The organism is Oerskovia paurometabola (assembly GCF_016907365.1).
Classification (GTDB): domain Bacteria; phylum Actinomycetota; class Actinomycetes; order Actinomycetales; family Cellulomonadaceae; genus Oerskovia; species Oerskovia paurometabola.
This window is the reverse complement of the sequence record NZ_JAFBBV010000001.1, coordinates 3842901-3858658: the sequence shown is the minus strand read 5'-3', so window position 1 is coordinate 3858658 and position 15758 is coordinate 3842901. Positions and strand designations below refer to the sequence as shown.

Annotated in this window: 9 protein-coding genes; 5 read left to right on the top strand and 4 right to left on the bottom strand. The window is 71.5% G+C overall.

The window, feature by feature from the left end:
* The first annotated feature begins 214 nt into the window (after window positions 1–214).
* A complete protein-coding gene (locus JOD48_RS17140) occupies window positions 215–1780 on the top strand; it encodes a glycosyl hydrolase family 18 protein (RefSeq protein ID WP_204809889.1) in 1566 nt (521 codons plus the stop codon).
* A 115-nt stretch (window positions 1781–1895) separates the two neighbouring features.
* On the opposite strand, the gene JOD48_RS17135 is transcribed toward JOD48_RS17140, so the two are convergent.
* Both JOD48_RS17135 and JOD48_RS17130 read right to left on the bottom strand, forming a co-directional pair.
* Complete coding sequence (locus tag JOD48_RS17135; RefSeq protein WP_204809888.1) at window positions 1896–2897, bottom strand: CorA family divalent cation transporter; 1002 nt, start codon at window positions 2895–2897, stop codon at window positions 1896–1898.
* Window positions 2894–3199: a hypothetical protein gene (locus JOD48_RS17130; RefSeq protein ID WP_204809887.1), complete on the bottom strand. Its 306-nt coding sequence runs from the start codon at window positions 3197–3199 to the stop codon at window positions 2894–2896. Before JOD48_RS17130 ends, JOD48_RS17135 begins: the two co-directional genes overlap by 4 nt.
* 469 nt (window positions 3200–3668) lie before the next feature.
* On the opposite strand from JOD48_RS17130, the gene JOD48_RS17125 reads away from it, so the two are divergent.
* The 4 genes from JOD48_RS17125 to JOD48_RS17110 all read left to right on the top strand — a co-directional run bounded on the left by JOD48_RS17125 (window position 3669) and on the right by JOD48_RS17110 (window position 12851).
* Window positions 3669–6686: a helix-turn-helix transcriptional regulator gene (locus JOD48_RS17125; protein ID WP_204809886.1), complete on the top strand. Its 3018-nt coding sequence runs from the start codon at window positions 3669–3671 to the stop codon at window positions 6684–6686.
* Between the two features lie 248 nt (window positions 6687–6934).
* Window positions 6935–8911, top strand: a complete 1977-nt coding sequence (locus JOD48_RS19970) for a glycosyl hydrolase family 18 protein (protein WP_275581477.1) — start codon at window positions 6935–6937, stop codon at window positions 8909–8911.
* 298 nt (window positions 8912–9209) lie between these two features.
* Window positions 9210–11915: a glycosyl hydrolase family 18 protein gene (locus JOD48_RS17115; protein WP_204809885.1), complete on the top strand. Its 2706-nt coding sequence runs from the start codon at window positions 9210–9212 to the stop codon at window positions 11913–11915.
* Between the two features lie 234 nt (window positions 11916–12149).
* Window positions 12150–12851 (top strand): hypothetical protein, encoded by a 702-nt coding sequence (locus JOD48_RS17110; RefSeq protein ID WP_191789602.1) that lies wholly within the window; start codon window positions 12150–12152, stop codon window positions 12849–12851.
* Between the two features lie 119 nt (window positions 12852–12970).
* On the opposite strand, the gene JOD48_RS17105 is transcribed toward JOD48_RS17110, so the two are convergent.
* Window positions 12971–13681, bottom strand: a complete 711-nt coding sequence (locus JOD48_RS17105; protein ID WP_191789601.1) for a peptidase — start codon at window positions 13679–13681, stop codon at window positions 12971–12973.
* A 184-nt stretch (window positions 13682–13865) separates the two neighbouring features.
* Complete coding sequence (locus JOD48_RS17100) at window positions 13866–15695, bottom strand: DUF4012 domain-containing protein (RefSeq protein WP_204809884.1); 1830 nt, start codon at window positions 15693–15695, stop codon at window positions 13866–13868.
* Window positions 15696–15758: the final 63 nt, after the last annotated feature.

Here is a 15758-nt window from a genome sequence, read left to right as displayed (position 1 = left end):
GGTAAGGGAAATCCCTTATGTGACCGCTGTGAACCATGTGGAAGCCCCGTACATCATTCGCGCGCGCGCCTGGTTAGGTTCGAGAGTGCCCAGCATCTGGGGCTCCGGAACGGACCGGAGTCAGCAGCACGGAAGACGAAGAGGCCTCCCTTTGCACGCATCTCGCAACACTCCCTCGCTACCACGCCGCACCCGCCGCGCTGCCGGTGCCGTGGTGACGGCGACGACCCTGGCCCTCGTGGCGTCCGGCCTGGTCGCGGCAGGCACGGCGACGGCCGCGCCGGCCACGCCCGCCGCGCCCGCCGCGGTCAGCCCCAACGGTGACAACGACATCAACGGGTACCGCAACGTCGGCTACTTCATGTCGTGGGCCCCGGAGAACTACGGCTACACGGTCAAGGACTTCCAGGAGTCCGGCCAGGCCGACCAGATCACGCACGTCAACTACGCGTTCGCGAACATCCACCCGACCGACCTGACGTGCTTCATCTCCGACAAGGACGGCTCGCCCGCACCCGGCGGCAACGACGGGGCAGGTGTCGCCGGCGCCGACTTCGTCGACGGTGTCAGTGCGGCGGACTCGATCGACGGGGTCGCGGACACGGCAGACCAGGCGCTCGCCGGGAACTTCAACCAGGTCCTCAAGCTCAAGGAGACGAACCCCGACACCAAGGTGCTGGTGTCGATCGGTGGGTGGACCTGGTCCAAGTTCTTCTCGAAGGCCGCCGCGACGCCCGAGTCCCGCGAGAAGTTCGTCTCGTCGTGCATCGACCTCTACCTCGAGGGCAACCTGCCGGAGATCGACGGCCGCGGTGGCCCGGGCGCAGCAGCCGGCCTCTTCGACGGCATCGACATCGACTGGGAGTGGCCTGGCGCGCCGGGCTGGTCGCAGCACCCCGAGAACTTCGTCGACCCCGTGAACGACAAGGCGAACTTCACGGCGCTGCTCGCGGAGTTCCGTGAGCAGCTCGACGAGTACGGCGCCTCGCAGGGCAAGGAGTACCTCCTGTCCTCGTACATCCCGGTGAACCCGACGGTCATCAACGCGGGCTGGGACGCGCCGAAGATCTTCGACTACCTCGACTACGGCAACATCCAGGGCTACGACCTGCACGGTGGTTGGTCGCCGAACCTGGCCGGGCACCAGTCCAACCTGCACGACGACCCGACCTACACGGGCGAGATCTCGGTCGAGCAGGGGATCGACCTGTACCTGAGCCGCGGCGTCGACCCGCAACAGATCACGCTGGGCATCCCCGCGTTCGGCCGCGGCTGGACCGGTGTCGAGGCAGGCGACTCGAACGGGGCGTGGCAGTCGGCCGCAGGCGTGGCCGAGGGCACGCACGAGCCCGGCTACAAGCAGTACTTCGAGCTGCGCGACCTGGGCACCGAGTACTTCGACGAGACGACCGGGTCGTCCTGGCGCTACGACGGCAACGAGTGGTGGACGGTCGACACCCCGCGCGCCGTCGAGTACAAGGCGAAGTGGGTCGCGGAGAAGGGCCTGGGCGGCTCGATGTGGTGGGACCTCGCGGGTGACTACGAGGACGAGCTGGTCGGTGCGGCCGCTGACGTCTACCGCGCGTCGCAGGCGGGTCCGGTCGACTCGGACGCTCCCGGTGGATGCTACGGCGACTGGACCAAGGCGGGCATCTACACTGCTGGCCAGGTGGCGTCCCACCAGGGCGTCAACTACCAGGCCAACTGGTGGGTCCACACCAACGCACCGGGCACCGAGAAGTACTGGAGCCCGTGGCGCGTGGTCGGTTCCTGCGTCTGACCTGACGCGGTAGCGGCCGCAGCCCTGCGCAACCCGACGCCGCCGGGACCACGACCTGCCTGTCGTGGCCCCGGCGGCGTCCGCGTGTCCAGGGTCCGCCCGGGGGGAGCGGGCCTCAGCGCAGCCAGCCGCGCCGCTTGATGTACACGAGCGGGATGACGGCGGCGACGAGCGTCACGAGCACGACCCACGGGAACCCGAGCTCCCACTCGAGCTCGGGCATGCGCGTGAAGTTCATGCCGTAGAACGACGTGATGAGCGTCGGGGGCAGGAACACCGCGGTGATGATCGTGAACACCTTGACGATCTGGTTCTGCTTGACGTCGAGCGAGGTCATGATGGCCTGCTGGAGGTAGCGGACCTTGTCGTGCTCGAAGCTCGCGTGCTCCTTGACTCCGTCGACGTCCGCGATGAGGGTCTCGACGAGTCCCGCGAGCACGGGGTCGGTGTCGGCGATCTCGCTGCGCAGGTGCCGGGCGGCGCGCGCGAGCGAGAGCTGGGACTCCTGGGTGCTCGAGACGATCTCCTCGGCCCGGTTCATGCGGGAGATGGTGCCCTGCATGTCGGTCACGCCGATCTCACGACCGCGCCGGTCGTAGCCGAGCGTGGCCTCCTCGATCTGGTCGGACATGTCCTCGAGCAGGTCGCTCGCGTGGTGGATGACGCGCTCGGCGGCCTCGTTGAGCGCGTACAGCAGCGCGTACATGACGCCGTACGACGTCTGGGTCAGGCGCGGGGTGCGCCGCATGCGGGCTATGGCCTTGTCGAAGATCGGGTAGTGCCGGGACGGCTGGAGGGTCACGACGCGGTCGGGGGACAGCGCGAACATCAGGACCTCGCGCTCGATCCGCTCGCCGCGCCGGTAGGTCGCCACGACGGGCAGGTAGACGTGCTCGTCGGTCTCCCAGACGCGCCCGGAGGCCAGGGAGAAGTCGACGCCCGCGTCCCGCGCGCGCTCGAGCGCGGCTGCGTCCTCGGAGGCGACCTGGAGCCAGCGGACACGCAGGGCCTGGGGGTCGAACCGTGGGGCGCCCGCCGGGGTCGCCGACGCGGGGCGGTGACCGTACGTCGTCGCGGGCCGGGTCGCCTCGACGACCGCGGGCGTCGTCGCGCTCACGGGTTCACCGCTGGCGCGCCGACCTGCGGGGAGCCCGTGCCCGACGGCGTCGCACCGGTCGGGGCGCTCGTCGTCACCCCGGTCGCCGGGACGTTGTCGTGCCCTGCGGCCAGCAGGTGCGTCCCGAGCAGGGCCGTGCAGATGAACAGGTACAGGCCGATCGTGAACGTGATCGACTGGCGCTCGAGGTCGGGGCGGCGGGGACCGGGCGTGGGGGTGGTGGCCCGATTCGTTCGGAGTGGTGCGGAGCCCTTGCGAGTGGGCGCGGGGCAGGGTGCACTGAGGTAGGTGCTCGTCGACATGGTGGTCCTTCCCGGCGCCGTGCTCTCGACGGTGCCGACCGGACGCCGGGCGATCCGCCTGCGTGCGGACACGGGGGCAGGACCTGGCGAGGGAGGTGACGGTGCATGGAGCGCACTGGCGACCGCCCCGAGGGCCGTGCCGGGAGGGCTGACCCGAGGGTCAGCGGGCAGGACGGAGGGGAGCGAGCGCGCAGTGCGGGGATCTATGACTGCTGCCGTCCGGCATCGCTCTCACCTCCTTCTCATCTGCTTCTGGTTCCGTGCTCGTCTGAGGTACCGAGATCTCTCGGCAGAACAGACGGAGGGACGAGGTCACCCTAGACCTGGTCGAAGGCCCCGGCAACCCGCCCCCAGCGGAAGCCGCCGAAGACACTGACGGGTAACAGAACAGGATGCCCGCTTTTACGTCGGGTTGTTAACATTCCTGAGAGTCGTCCGGCCATCGTTGCCCCGGACGGGAGGGTCTGACATGCCAGCCAGCCAGCAAGACGTCCTGACCTCAGATCAGGTGCGCACGTCCCGCACGTCCACCGAGCACCGGCCTGAGCGGCTCTCGTCCAGGCGGGCGGAGATCGACCTCGCTCTCTCGGCGGTCGCCGACGGGCGGGGCGCCTTCGTCTGGACCGGTGAGCCGGGCATGGGAGCGAGCACCACGCTCGAGCTCGTCCACGAGGCGCTGCACGGGGCGAGCGGTCCGCACCCGCCCCTGGTCCTGCGGGTCGCCCAGGCGATGGGACCGCAGCGGTCCGGCGGGGCGGTGCGCTCCCTCGTGTCCCAGGTCGCCCAGGTCACCGGGTGCGCGGTGCCGGACCGGCTCGTGCGCCCGCTCGACGTCGCCGACCCGGAGTACGGCTACCTGCCGGAGGTCGGCGCGGTCGCGCTCGCCGAGTACCTCGAGGAGGCGGTGCCCGACCGGACGGTCGTGCTGCTCGCCGACGACCTCCACCTGGTCGACGAGATCAGCCGCGCCGTGGTGGTCGGGCTCGTCGCCCAGCGGCGCGCGGCGCTCGTGCTCCTCGCGACCGCGGTCCCCGGTGGCTTCGACCGTCCGCTCCCGTACCCGATCGAGGTGCGGGAGCTCGCGCCCCTCGGTCCGTCGGAGGCGCTGCACCTGCTGCTCGTCGAGGAGCGCCTGGCCGTGGCCCCCCACGTCGCGGCGCGGCTCGCCCAGAACCTCGCGGGCAACGCGGCGGCGATCTCCCAGACGGCCCGGCTGCTGTCGACCGAACAGCTCGCGGGCACCGCGATCCTCCCGGACCCCCTCCCCCCGGTGCAGGCGGTCCGCACGCTGCTCGGCGACCGGCTCGACGAGCTCGCCCCCGAGGAGCGGCGGGCCCTGCTCGTCGCGGCGGTCGCGGTCGTCGAGCGCACGGACGTGCTGCTCGCGGCGTCGGGGCTGAGCATCGAGGAGGTGCTCGACGGTCCTCTCTCGGGGCAGCTCTCCCTGGTCTCGGGCCGTTTCGCGTTCACCGACCCGAGGGTGCGCTCGCTGGTCCACGGCGACGCCCGGCTCGCGGACCGCACGGCCGCGCACCTGCGGCTGGCGACGGTCCACACGGCGGCCGGCGAGGAGGACATCGCGACCTGGCACACGGCGCTCGCGACGCTCGCGGGGGACCCTGCGCTCGCGCCCGGGCTCGTGTCCCTGGCCCAGCGGCTCCTCGAGCGCGGGGACGTGGTGTGGGCTCACGAGGTCGCGCGAGAGGCCGCGAGCCAGGCGGCCGCGTCCGAGCGCGGAGAGGCGTACGTGGTCGCGGGGACGGCCGCGCTGCAGTCCGGTCACGTCCACGACGCGGCCGACTGGCTGCGCCGCGCCGCACGCTGCGAGGGCGGCGTGAGCTCGGCCCGCATCCTGGGCCCGCTCGTCACCGCGCTCACGCACGTCCAGGGCCAGGTGCCCGACGACGTGATCGCCCCGTTCATCGCGCTCGCGGACAACGACGACGCCTGCACCTGTTGCGTCGACCACGAGGGTCGCCCCCGGGACGCGGCCGGGGGGTGCGAGATCGGCGACGTGGTGAAGGGGCTCACGAGCGCCGCGACCCTTCACGCCGAGCGGGGTGACGGCGTCGCCGCGTCCCAGGCGTTCGACGCGGCGAAGCGTCTCGCTCGGCGATGCACCCAGGGCGTGGGAGGGCTCGACGTCGTCAGGTCGTGGCTCGCCAACTACGGCGTGGGGGAGCGCGGGAAGAGAGCGGACCTGCCCGGGTCGCGGCTCTCGCCCGAGCAGGAGGCGTACGCCCAGGTCAGCCGGGCGATCGCCCTGGCCGACGAGGACGCCCTCGACGTCGCGGGCCAGGCGCTCGCGAGCGCGGTCGCGAACCTCGCACCGGTCAGGAACGGCGGCCGGTGGTTCGACGCACCGTCAGGTGCCGTGACCCCGTACGTCGAGGCGCACCTTCGCCTGGCCCAGGTGCTGGTGCACTTCTGGTCGGGAAACATCACCAAGGCGCGCCGCGAGCTCGAGGAGGCGGCCTTCCGCCTGCCCGTCGGGCTGCCGTTCGCCGGGACGGGGGTCGCGGTCGCGCGGCGCCTCGACATGGCGGTCGACGGCAGCGTGGGGACGCTCGCCACCGCCCTCGAGGAGACGTGCTCGTGCCCGACGTCGCGGCCGGTCCGGCTCGGCCTCCTCGTGGACCGGGCCATCGGGGCGTCGTTCGCCCGCCACCACACCCAGGCGGCCACCCTGCTCGAGCTGGCAGCCGAGACCGACCGGCGCGACTGCGCCCACATGCTGCACCTGCCCGGGATGGACGACGTCGAGGCGTGGGTGCTCGCCGGCCGTCCCGACGCGGCGGAGAAGGCGCTCGCGCGGCGGCGGGTCGAGGCCAAGGACCTGTCCCCGGCGAACCGGGTCGCGACGCTCGCACGAGCAGAGATCGCACTCGCGAGGCCCGAGGACGCGGTCGCGCTGCGCGACGCGGTCGCCTCGGCGGGTCGCGGGATCGCGTCGCCCTTCGAGCACGGGCGCACCGAGCTCTGTCTCGGCCGGGCCCTGACGCGCTGGGGCGACCTCCCCGCGGCCCACGAGCACCTCCTCTCGGCGGTCGAGCTCCTGACCCAGTCCGGGGCGTGGGCGTGGGCCCGGCAGGCGCAGGGTGAGCTCGCGGGCGTCGTCGAGCACCTCGGCGCCCTGCAGGTCGCCGCGCGTCGCACCGAGACGTCGCCCGTCCCGACCACGACCCCTGGGGGAGGCGTCCCGCACGCCGTCGTCGCGTCGTCGGGCAGGGCGCGTCTCGCCGCACGCGAGAGCGACGTGTCCGACGACGCCCTCGACGAGCTGCGCGCCCGCTGGGCGGACGAGCTCACCGATCGAGAGCTCGACGTCGCGCTCCTGGTCGTCCAGGGGGGATCCAACCGCGAGGCCGCGGACCAGCTCTACCTCTCGGTCCGCACCGTCGAGGTCCACCTGGGGCGCGTCTTCCGCAAGCTCGGCGTGCGCTCGCGGGTCGAGCTCGCGGTCCTCGCGCACCGGGTCGGACGGTGACCGGTCGAGCGGTGCCGCGACGGGGGACCCGTAGGGCCTGACGGGGTACGTAGGGGGGAACACCTACACGCTCCCGTGTATGTACGCGAGGTGAACAATGTGGGAAACGCTGATTCCCGAGGGCGTGCTCGCTCCCTAGTGTCGGGGTGTTCCTGGGCAACGACGTCCGGGTGACCGGGCCCCCCCAGCCCCCAGCCAAGTGAGGCAGACACATGCGACTGAGAACTCCACGAGGACGCGCGAGGAAGATGGCCGCGGGACTGACCGCCGCGGCCATGCTCGCGACGTCCCTGGTCGCCGGCACCGTCGCCGCGACCGCTAGCCCCCTCCCCGCAGCCACGGCGACCGCCGCGACCGGCGACAGCGCGATCAACGGCTACCGCAACGTCGCCTACTTCACCCAGTGGGGTGTCTACGGGCGCGACTTCAAGATGAAGGAGCTCCAGGACTCCGGCGCCGCTGCCGACCTGACGCACCTCAACTACGCGTTCGGCAACATCCACCACCAGACGCTCACGTGCTTCGAGGCCAACAAGGCCCAGGGCACGGGCCCCAACGGGTCCGACGGCGCGGGCGACGCGTGGGCCGACTACGGCATGGGATACACCGCCGCCAACTCGGTCGCGGGCGTGGCCGACGCCTGGGACCAGCCGCTCGCCGGCTCGTTCAACCAGATCAAGCAGCTCAAGGCCAAGAACCCCCAGATCAAGGCCATGCTGTCGATCGGCGGCTGGACCTGGTCGAAGAACTTCTCCAAGGCCGCCGCGACCGACGCGAGCCGCAAGAAGCTCGTGTCGTCCTGCATCGACCTCTACCTCAAGGGCAACCTCCCCGTGGTCGACGGCCGCGGCGGGCCCGGCTCGGCGGCCGGCGTGTTCGACGGCTTCGACATCGACTGGGAGTGGCCCGGCTCTCTCAACGGCGAGGTCGGCAACATCGTCGACGTCGCGAACGACAAGGCGAACTTCAAGGCCCTCCTCAAGGAGTTCCGCACCCAGCTCGACGCCTACGGCGCGACCACGGGCAAGAAGTACCAGCTCAGCGCGTTCCTCCCCGCCAACCCGGACGACATCGCGTCGGGCGGCTGGAACGACCCCGAGAACTACCAGTACCTCGACTTCGGGAACATCCAGGGCTACGACCTGCACGGCGCCTGGAACAAGACCCTCACGGGGCACCAGGGCAACCTGTACGACGACCCCACCGACACCCGCCCCGCGAACCGCCGGTACAGCGTCGACAAGGCCGTCAAGGCCTATCTCGACGCCGGCGTGCCCGCGAAGCAGCTCACCCTGGGCCTCGCGATGTACGGCCGCGGCTGGAAGGGCGCGACGTCGTCGGCCCCCTGGGGCGTGGCGACGGACGCCGGACCCGGTACCTGGGAAGCCGGCAACGAGGACTACGACAAGCTCAAGAACCTCGGCACGGGGTACTTCGACCCGGTATCCGTGGCCTCGTGGCGTCACGACGGCAACCAGTGGTGGAGCTTCGACGACCCGAAGTCCGTCGCCGTCAAGGGCGACTACATCGCCGCCAAGAAGCTCGGCGGGGCCATGTGGTGGGACCTCACGGGCAACCAGGACGGCTCGCTCCTCAAGGGCCTCGCGACGAAGTTCCGCGCGGCACCGGCCGGGCCCGTGATCGGTGACCCGACGGGTGGCGGTGGCACGACCGGTGGGACGACTGGTGGGACAACTGGTGGGACGACTGGTGAGACGACTGGTGGGACGACCGGTGGGACGACCGGTGGGACCACGGGTGGGACCACGGGTGGGACCGGCACGGAGTGCGCCGCCGCCTGGACCGCGACGGGGACCTACAGCGGCGGCGCGACGGTTTCCTACAGCGGCAAGAACTACAAGGCCAAGTGGTGGACCCAGAACGAGACCCCCGGCACGGCTGGCGGCCCCTGGGAGCTCGTCGGCACGTGCGGCACCTCCGGTGGCACGACCGGCGGCACGACCGGTGGGACGACCGGCGGCACGACCGGTGGGACGACGGGTGGCACGACCGGCGGCACGACCGGTGGGACGACGGGTGGCACGACCGGTGGGACGACGGGCACCGGGACCTGCACCGCCCCCGCCTGGTCCGCCACGGCCGTGTACAACGGCGGGGCCCAGGTCTCGCACAACGGTCAGAAGTACACCGCCAAGTGGTGGACGCAGAACAACGTCCCCGGGGCCGAGCAGTACGGCCCGTGGCAGGCGCTCGGCGCCTGCTGAGAGTCGAGCCGGGGGGCGGGATCCCCGCCCCGTCCCCCGGCTCCCTCCCCACGACCCCCGCCGAGGACCGACGCCGAACGAGGCTCCGTCACCGGTGGGTACCACGTAGCGGTTCGCCGCTGCCGAACCCGAGGTTCCATCCGACCGGCCAGAGGGCCGGGCCGACCGGACCTCGGGTTCGGCGACCGTCCCCTGGGCTCGCCACGAGCCCTCCCAGATCTCCGCCGGGCCCCGCCCTGCGGTCCTTGGCGCTGCGCGCGCACCGCGCGTCGCGCTCCGCACAACGAAGGCAGATTCGATGCACGTGAAACTCTCCGGGCACCGCGCCCGGGTCGGCGCGGCCCTCGCGACCACGACGGCGCTGTTCGCGACGATGCTCGTCGCGGCCGCCAGCTCGTCGGCGGTGGCCGCCGACTGCGCCCCGGCCTGGTCGGCGACGGCGACCTACACCAACGGTGCGGCCGTCTCGAAGGACGGCGTGAACTACTCCGCGAAGTGGTGGACCCAGAACAACGTCCCCGGCGCCGAGGCGTCCGGCCCCTGGGCCTCCCAGGGAGCGTGCGGTGCGACCGGTGGCACCACGGGTGGCACGACCGGTGGCACGACGGGTGGCACGACGGGTGGCACGACGGGTGGCACGACCGGTGGCACGACCGGTGGCGCCACGGGTGGCACGACGGGTGGCACGACGGGTGGGACGACCGGTGGCACGACCGGTGGCACCACGGGTGGGACGACCGGCGGGACGACCGGCGGCACGACCACCCCTGGGACCCCTGCGACAGGCCACGAGGCGTGCCGTCCGGACGGCATGTACAAGACCCCGGGCGTTGACGTCCCGTACTGCGACGTCTACGACACCGCGGGCCGCGAGAAGCTGCCCAACGGGCTCGACCGCCGCGTGATCGGCTACTTCTCGAACTGGCGCACGGGGGCCAACGGCCAGCCGCGCTACCTCGCGAGCGACATCCCCTGGAACAAGCTGTCGCACATCAACTACGCGTTCGCGCACGTCGGTGCCGACAACAAGATCTCCGTCAACGCGCAGGCCGCGGGCAACGCGTCGACCGACATGACGTGGCCGGGCGTCGCGGGGGCCGAGATGGACCCCGCGCTGTCCTACAAGGGGCACTTCAACCTGCTCGCGAAGTACAAGAAGGCGAACCCGGGCGTGAAGGTGATCCCCGCCGTCGGGGGATGGGCCGAGACCGGTGGCTACTTCGACGCGAACGGCAACCGTGTCGCGTCCGGTGGGTTCTACACGATGACCGAGTCGCAGGCGAAGATCGACACGTTCGCCGACTCGACGGTCGCGTTCATCCGGCAGTACGGGTTCGACGGCATCGACATCGACTACGAGTACCCCACGTCCAACAAGGGGGCCGGGAACCCGGACGACTTCGCGTTCTCGGACGCCAAGCGTGACAAGCACTTCCAGGGGTACGTGAACCTCCTCAAGACGCTCCGCGAGAAGCTCGACAAGGCCGGGGCGGAGGACGGCGAGTACTACATGCTGACGACCGCGACGCCGTCGTCCGGGTGGCTGCTGCGTGGCATGGAGGCCTTCCAGGTCGTCCAGTACCTCGACTACGTCAACCTCATGTCGTACGACCTGCACGGCGCGTGGAACGAGCACGTCGGCGGCAACTCGCCCCTGTTCGACGACGGCAAGGACCCCGAGCTCACCGCTGCGGGCGTGTACACGGCGTACAAGGGCATGGGCTACCTCAACGGTGACTGGGCCGCGCACTACTTCCGCGGCGCCATGCCGGCGGGCCGCGTGAACCTCGGCGTCGGCTTCTACACGCGCGGTTTCCAGGGCGTCCAGGGTGGCACCGACGGCATGGGCGGCAAGGCCGTCCCGCCCGCGGGCTTCACGTGCCCGGCGGGCACCAACGGCAAGTGCGGCTACGGCGCCGAGGGCGTCGACAACCTCTGGTTCGACTCCGACCCCATGGGCAACGCGGTGCCGGCCGGCGTCAACCCGATCTGGCACGCGCTGAACCTGCAGAAGGGGATCGCGGGCGACTACGCGGCCTCCTACAAGGTCCCGACGGCCGTCACGGGTTCGTACGTGCACCACTTCGACCCGGTCACCAAGAACGAGTGGTGGTGGAACGCGAGCAAGAAGGTCTTCCTGTCCGGTGACACGACGCAGGCGATCGGCGCGAAGACGGACTACGTGGCCGACACGGGCCTCGGCGGCGTCATGATCTGGGAGCTCGCGGGCGACTACGGCTACAACCAGACCAAGGGCCAGTACGAGATCGGCCAGACCATGGTCGACCTCATGCACTCGAAGCTCAGCACGACGACGGCCTACGGGGCCACCAAGGCGAACGCGGACCGGGTCATGCCCAAGCAGGCGATCGACCTGGGCATCGACTACACGCAGTTCGCGCTCGGTGACAGCAACTACCCGATCAACCCCAAGGTCGTGTTCACCAACAGGTCGAAGACCGCCATCCCGGCGGGCGCGACCATCTCGTTCCAGTACGGCACCACGGACACGGGCGAGATGAGCGACTGGTCGGGCATGAAGACGACGACGACCAAGCAGGGCCACGTGGGCCCGAACGTCGGCGGACTCAAGGGCGACTTCCACACGGCCGAGTTCACGGTCCCCCTCGGCGGCATCCCCGCGGGCGGGAGCATCACGAACCAGCTCAAGTGGACCATGCCGATCGCGCAGTTCTCCAACGTGATCGTGACGATCGCCGGTACGTCCTACTCGACGACCTACGACTACCCGCGGGGCGTCACGGTCGTCGAGCCCACGGGCGGGACCGGCGGCACCACGGGCGGCACCACGGGCGGCACGACGGGTGGGACGACCGGCGGTACGGGCGTCTGCACCGCCGTCGCCTGGTCCGCCACGGCGACGTACGCGGGCGGTGTGCAGGTCAGCCACGGCGGCCGCACGTGGACCGCGAAGTACTGGAACCAGGGGGACACCCCGGGGGCCCAGCAGTGGGGGGCGTGGGCCGACGGCGGCTCCTGCTGACGTCCTCCCTCGACGAGTGACCTCCGTGGGGTGGGTGCGTGGGCGCCTCGGCCCGCCCGCCCGCCTCACGGACGTCGTCGCGTACGGGGTTTCCCGTACCTCACCGGCAAGGATGTGGGAACCCCTCATCACCCTTTCCGGCAGCCATCAGTAGCGTGAAATCGTCCGAGGCCCCGACGTGACTCTCCCCAGTGGGTCACGCCGGGGCCGACCTACATGAGTGAGGCAGTACCCGTGCACCAGGACCGTGTGATCCGTACTTCGGCCGCAGAAGCGGCAGCTTCCCCCCAGGCCCGACGGCGCGGCGGCGCCCGTGCGCACCTGCTCCCGTTCGTCGGGGTCGTCCTGGGAGCGGGACTCCTGGTCTCGGCGTGCTCCGGTGGCGGGGCGACGGACAAGGGCACCGCGAGCACCGACCCGTCCGGCTCCGGGCCGGCGGCAGCCGACACCCACGACGAGCACGAGGGCCAGCACACCAACACCGTCGACGTCGGGCCCCTCGCCCTCTTCGCGGCCGACTACTGGTCTGTCGTGCAGCCCTCCGAGGGACTGACCCAGGTGCGCGCGGGCGGGTGCCCCGAGTCCGAGGCGTGCCCGAGCTTCGACGTGCTCAACGGCGACCCGGTCGCCGACGTCGACACGGCCCAGGCCTACGTCCCGGAGGGCGCGTTCTGCCCCGGCACCGGGAAGCTCACGGTGGCCTCGTCCAAGGAGACGAGCAAGCTGGACGTCGAGATCGACGGCCAGCCCGCGACGCTCACGCGCTTCGAGCTGAGCTGCGTGGACGCCTCGGGGGCTGAGCAGATGACGGTCGAGCAGATGCAGTGGTTCGTGCCGGACTCGCCCAACGGGCCGACGCTCATCGCGGACCGCTGGTCGTTCGAGGGGCTCGAGCAGCGCCTCTACGCCGCGACATGGGCGACCGCACCGGCCTGACCCTTCCTTGGACGCGGCGCGGCTGCTGCGCCAGGAGCTCGACGCACATCGACGCACAGCACGAAGGCCCCCGGTGATCATCACCGGGGGCCTTCGTGCTGTGACGTGAGCGTCGGTCGTCAGGCGTTGCCCTTGCGGCCGCGCCGTGCGACCAGCACCAGACCGCCACCGACCAGCAGGAGCGCTGCCCCGACGCCGACGAACTTGCCGACCGTCGCGCCCGTCGCGGCGAGCCCGCTCTCCTGGGCGCCTGCCTTGTTGGAGACGGTCGTGACCTTGCCGCCGACGGTCGTCGTCCCCGGGGGAGTCGTCTTGCCCGGAGGGTTCGTGTTGCAGTTGGGGCTCGACGGCGGGTAGGCCACGGAGACCGTGGTCTCGGGGTTGACCTGGAAGAGGACGTTCACGGTCGGGCGCACCCAGCCGAACGTTCCACCTTCGACCCACTCGCCGTTCTCGAACACCCAGCCCGGCCAGCCCGTGGGGTTGCCGGCGGCGTCCACCGTGGCTCCGGGCCACAGGACGCGGCCGGAGAGGGGCAGCCCGGCCTGGACGACGTTCGCGCCCGAGGGGTTGAGCCACGTGATGGTCACGGTGTCGTTCGGGGTCCCGGTCACGTCGACGTCGTACTCGAGGTAGGGCACGTCGCCGTCGCACACGGGCTGGAGCACCGTGAGCTCGATCGTGGGTGGCGGCGTCGTCTCGACGTAGCCACCGGTCGGTTCGGGGTTCTCGACGGAGGCGTTCGCCGCAGGGCCGACGAGAGCCGTCGCACCCACGAGCCCTGCGACGAGGAGGCCCCGCGCCCAGAGTGTGGTCCTTGAAGTGCTCATGGCGTCTTCACCAGTCTTGGTCGTGGCGGTCGATGAATAGGAGGGGTCGAAGCCTCGGCGCGCCTTCCTACCGTCACTGGACCCTGAACTTTTGAGGGTAGCGACTATCGGTCACGAAGTGGACGGTTGTCCGGGTGAAAAGCAATTCCTGGGGAATCGTTGTCTCGCCGTGATTTTCCGGAGGTCACCCGCAGGCGGGGACCTCGATCGTCGCGAGCCCCGGCTGATCGACCGTCGGGGTCGACCAGAGGTCGAGCGACCGGGTGTCCGAGGAGCCGCCGCCGTCGGTGGTCGCGACCGTGAAGGTCACGCTCGTGCTCTGCCCGGGGGCGATCTCTCGCGGGAGCGTCGCGACGGCACGGCCCTGGTTCTCGACGACCGCGCTGCCGACCAGCGTCCCGTCGGCGGTCACGTTCAGGATGCTCCCCCCGCGCGGCGGGTAGAGGAACAGGTCGGTGCGGACGTTGCCCGGCGGGGTCCCGGAGATCCCACCACCGGTCACGTACCACGGCAGGTCGGTCGCGGCGTCGGCCGGGGCGGTGCTCGTGAGGTCCACGCGGAACGTGTCCGCGCGGCCGGACGCCGTGCACTCGCTCGTCACGTGCTGCACGCTCGAGTCGAGGTAATAGCTCATCTTCCCCGCGGTCGCGTCGTTGAAGAAGACGCCGACGGCGTCCGCCGCGCGCTCGGACGACGAGATGTCCCCCGAGACCACGGTGTCGGCGATCCGGGCCTGCTCGTCCTCGTGGCTCGACCACACGAGCGCCCGGTGCTCGCTCGTCGCGCGCTGGACCGCGCCGAGCAGGCTCTGCGGGTCCGTGTCGCCCGAGAGCGCCGTGGTGAGGACCTGCGCGGCCACCGCGGCGAAGAACATGTCCGTCTCGGGGCCGGGCTCGAGCTCCGCGTACGCGTCGGAGAGCAGGACGTCCACGGCGTTCCCGGCGTCGATGGTGGCGCCCGCGACGTCGATCGGACCGGTGGCCTCCAGCAGGTAGGAGAGCGCGACGGGGTCGAGGGTCAGGACCCCGTCGACGGTCTGCCCCTTCGAGGCCTCCCACATCGCTGCGGCCAGCGGGGCCGCCGTGGGGAAGTCGGGCGTGTAGACCGTGTCCTGGACGTAGACGGCCATGTTCGGTCCGAAGAGCTCCTCGTCGGCCGGGTCCAGGGGGCTGATGCCCTCCGGGAACGGGCCCACGTCCTGCGTCGAGGCCTGGTCGAGCAGCGTGATGCGCCCGGCGTCCGTGCCGATCACGGCGAACGACCCGGGGATGCCGCCGGGAGAGCGGAGCTCGGCGCTGTTGAGCGCCATGACCAGGTACGTCCGAGGCCCGTCGGCCCCGAGCATCGCGGGCAGGAGCGTCGTCGCGCGGTCCGCGGTCGCCACGAGCCCGTCGAGCGTCCAGACCTTGTCCTGGAGGTCGGCGACCGGACCCGCGAGCACGTCCTGCAGCGCGGACACGTCGATGTCGCCGACCCGCCCGACGACGGTCGACATGGTGTCGGCGGCCTCGGCGACCGCGGGGGCGGCAGCGGTGAGGGGGGCGAGGTCGACCACCCCGCCCTGGACCTGGATCCCGCCCTCCGAGACGAGCGCCGCGGCCTGCGTGAGGGGCGGCAGGACGTCCTGCGTGATCTCGTCGACCGCCCACGCCGCGGTCGAGAACGCGCTCACGTCGGCACCGACGAACGGCAGCCGGCCGGCGACCCACCACAGGGGGCCGTCGGTGTGGCTGCGGGCGTCGGCCGTGAGGGGCTGGACCTCGGCCAACGCGGCCTCTGCGGCGGCCCCGTCCCCCGCGCGCAGCGCCTCCTCGACCGCGGGCAGCCGGTCGATCGCGTCGGTCAACGACGAACGGGCGGCGAGCGCGTCGCGCACCAGGAGACCCGCGCACACGAGCAGCGCGACCAGGAGCAGGAACAGCACCAGGACGACCCACCCGGCCCGGCGCCCCTTGCGACGCGGGCGGCGAGAGGTCGTGGGCGTCGTCGGGCCTGCGTCGTCGGTGGCGCTCATGGCATCAGGGTAGAGGCATGATCGGAGCCGTACCCGCGGGCGACGAGAGCCGACCGTGGCGAT

Coding starts and splice junctions, on each gene's coding strand:
- JOD48_RS17130 (WP_204809887.1), bottom strand. CDS start 3,199: ATGTCGACGAGCACCTACCTCAGTGCACCCTGCCCCGCGCCCACTCGC.
- JOD48_RS17125 (WP_204809886.1), top strand. CDS start 3,669: ATGCCAGCCAGCCAGCAAGACGTCCTGACCTCAGATCAGGTGCGCACG.
- JOD48_RS19970 (WP_275581477.1), top strand. CDS start 6,935: ATGGCCGCGGGACTGACCGCCGCGGCCATGCTCGCGACGTCCCTGGTC.
- JOD48_RS17115 (WP_204809885.1), top strand. CDS start 9,210: ATGCACGTGAAACTCTCCGGGCACCGCGCCCGGGTCGGCGCGGCCCTC.
- JOD48_RS17105 (WP_191789601.1), bottom strand. CDS start 13,681: ATGAGCACTTCAAGGACCACACTCTGGGCGCGGGGCCTCCTCGTCGCA.
- JOD48_RS17100 (WP_204809884.1), bottom strand. CDS start 15,695: ATGAGCGCCACCGACGACGCAGGCCCGACGACGCCCACGACCTCTCGC.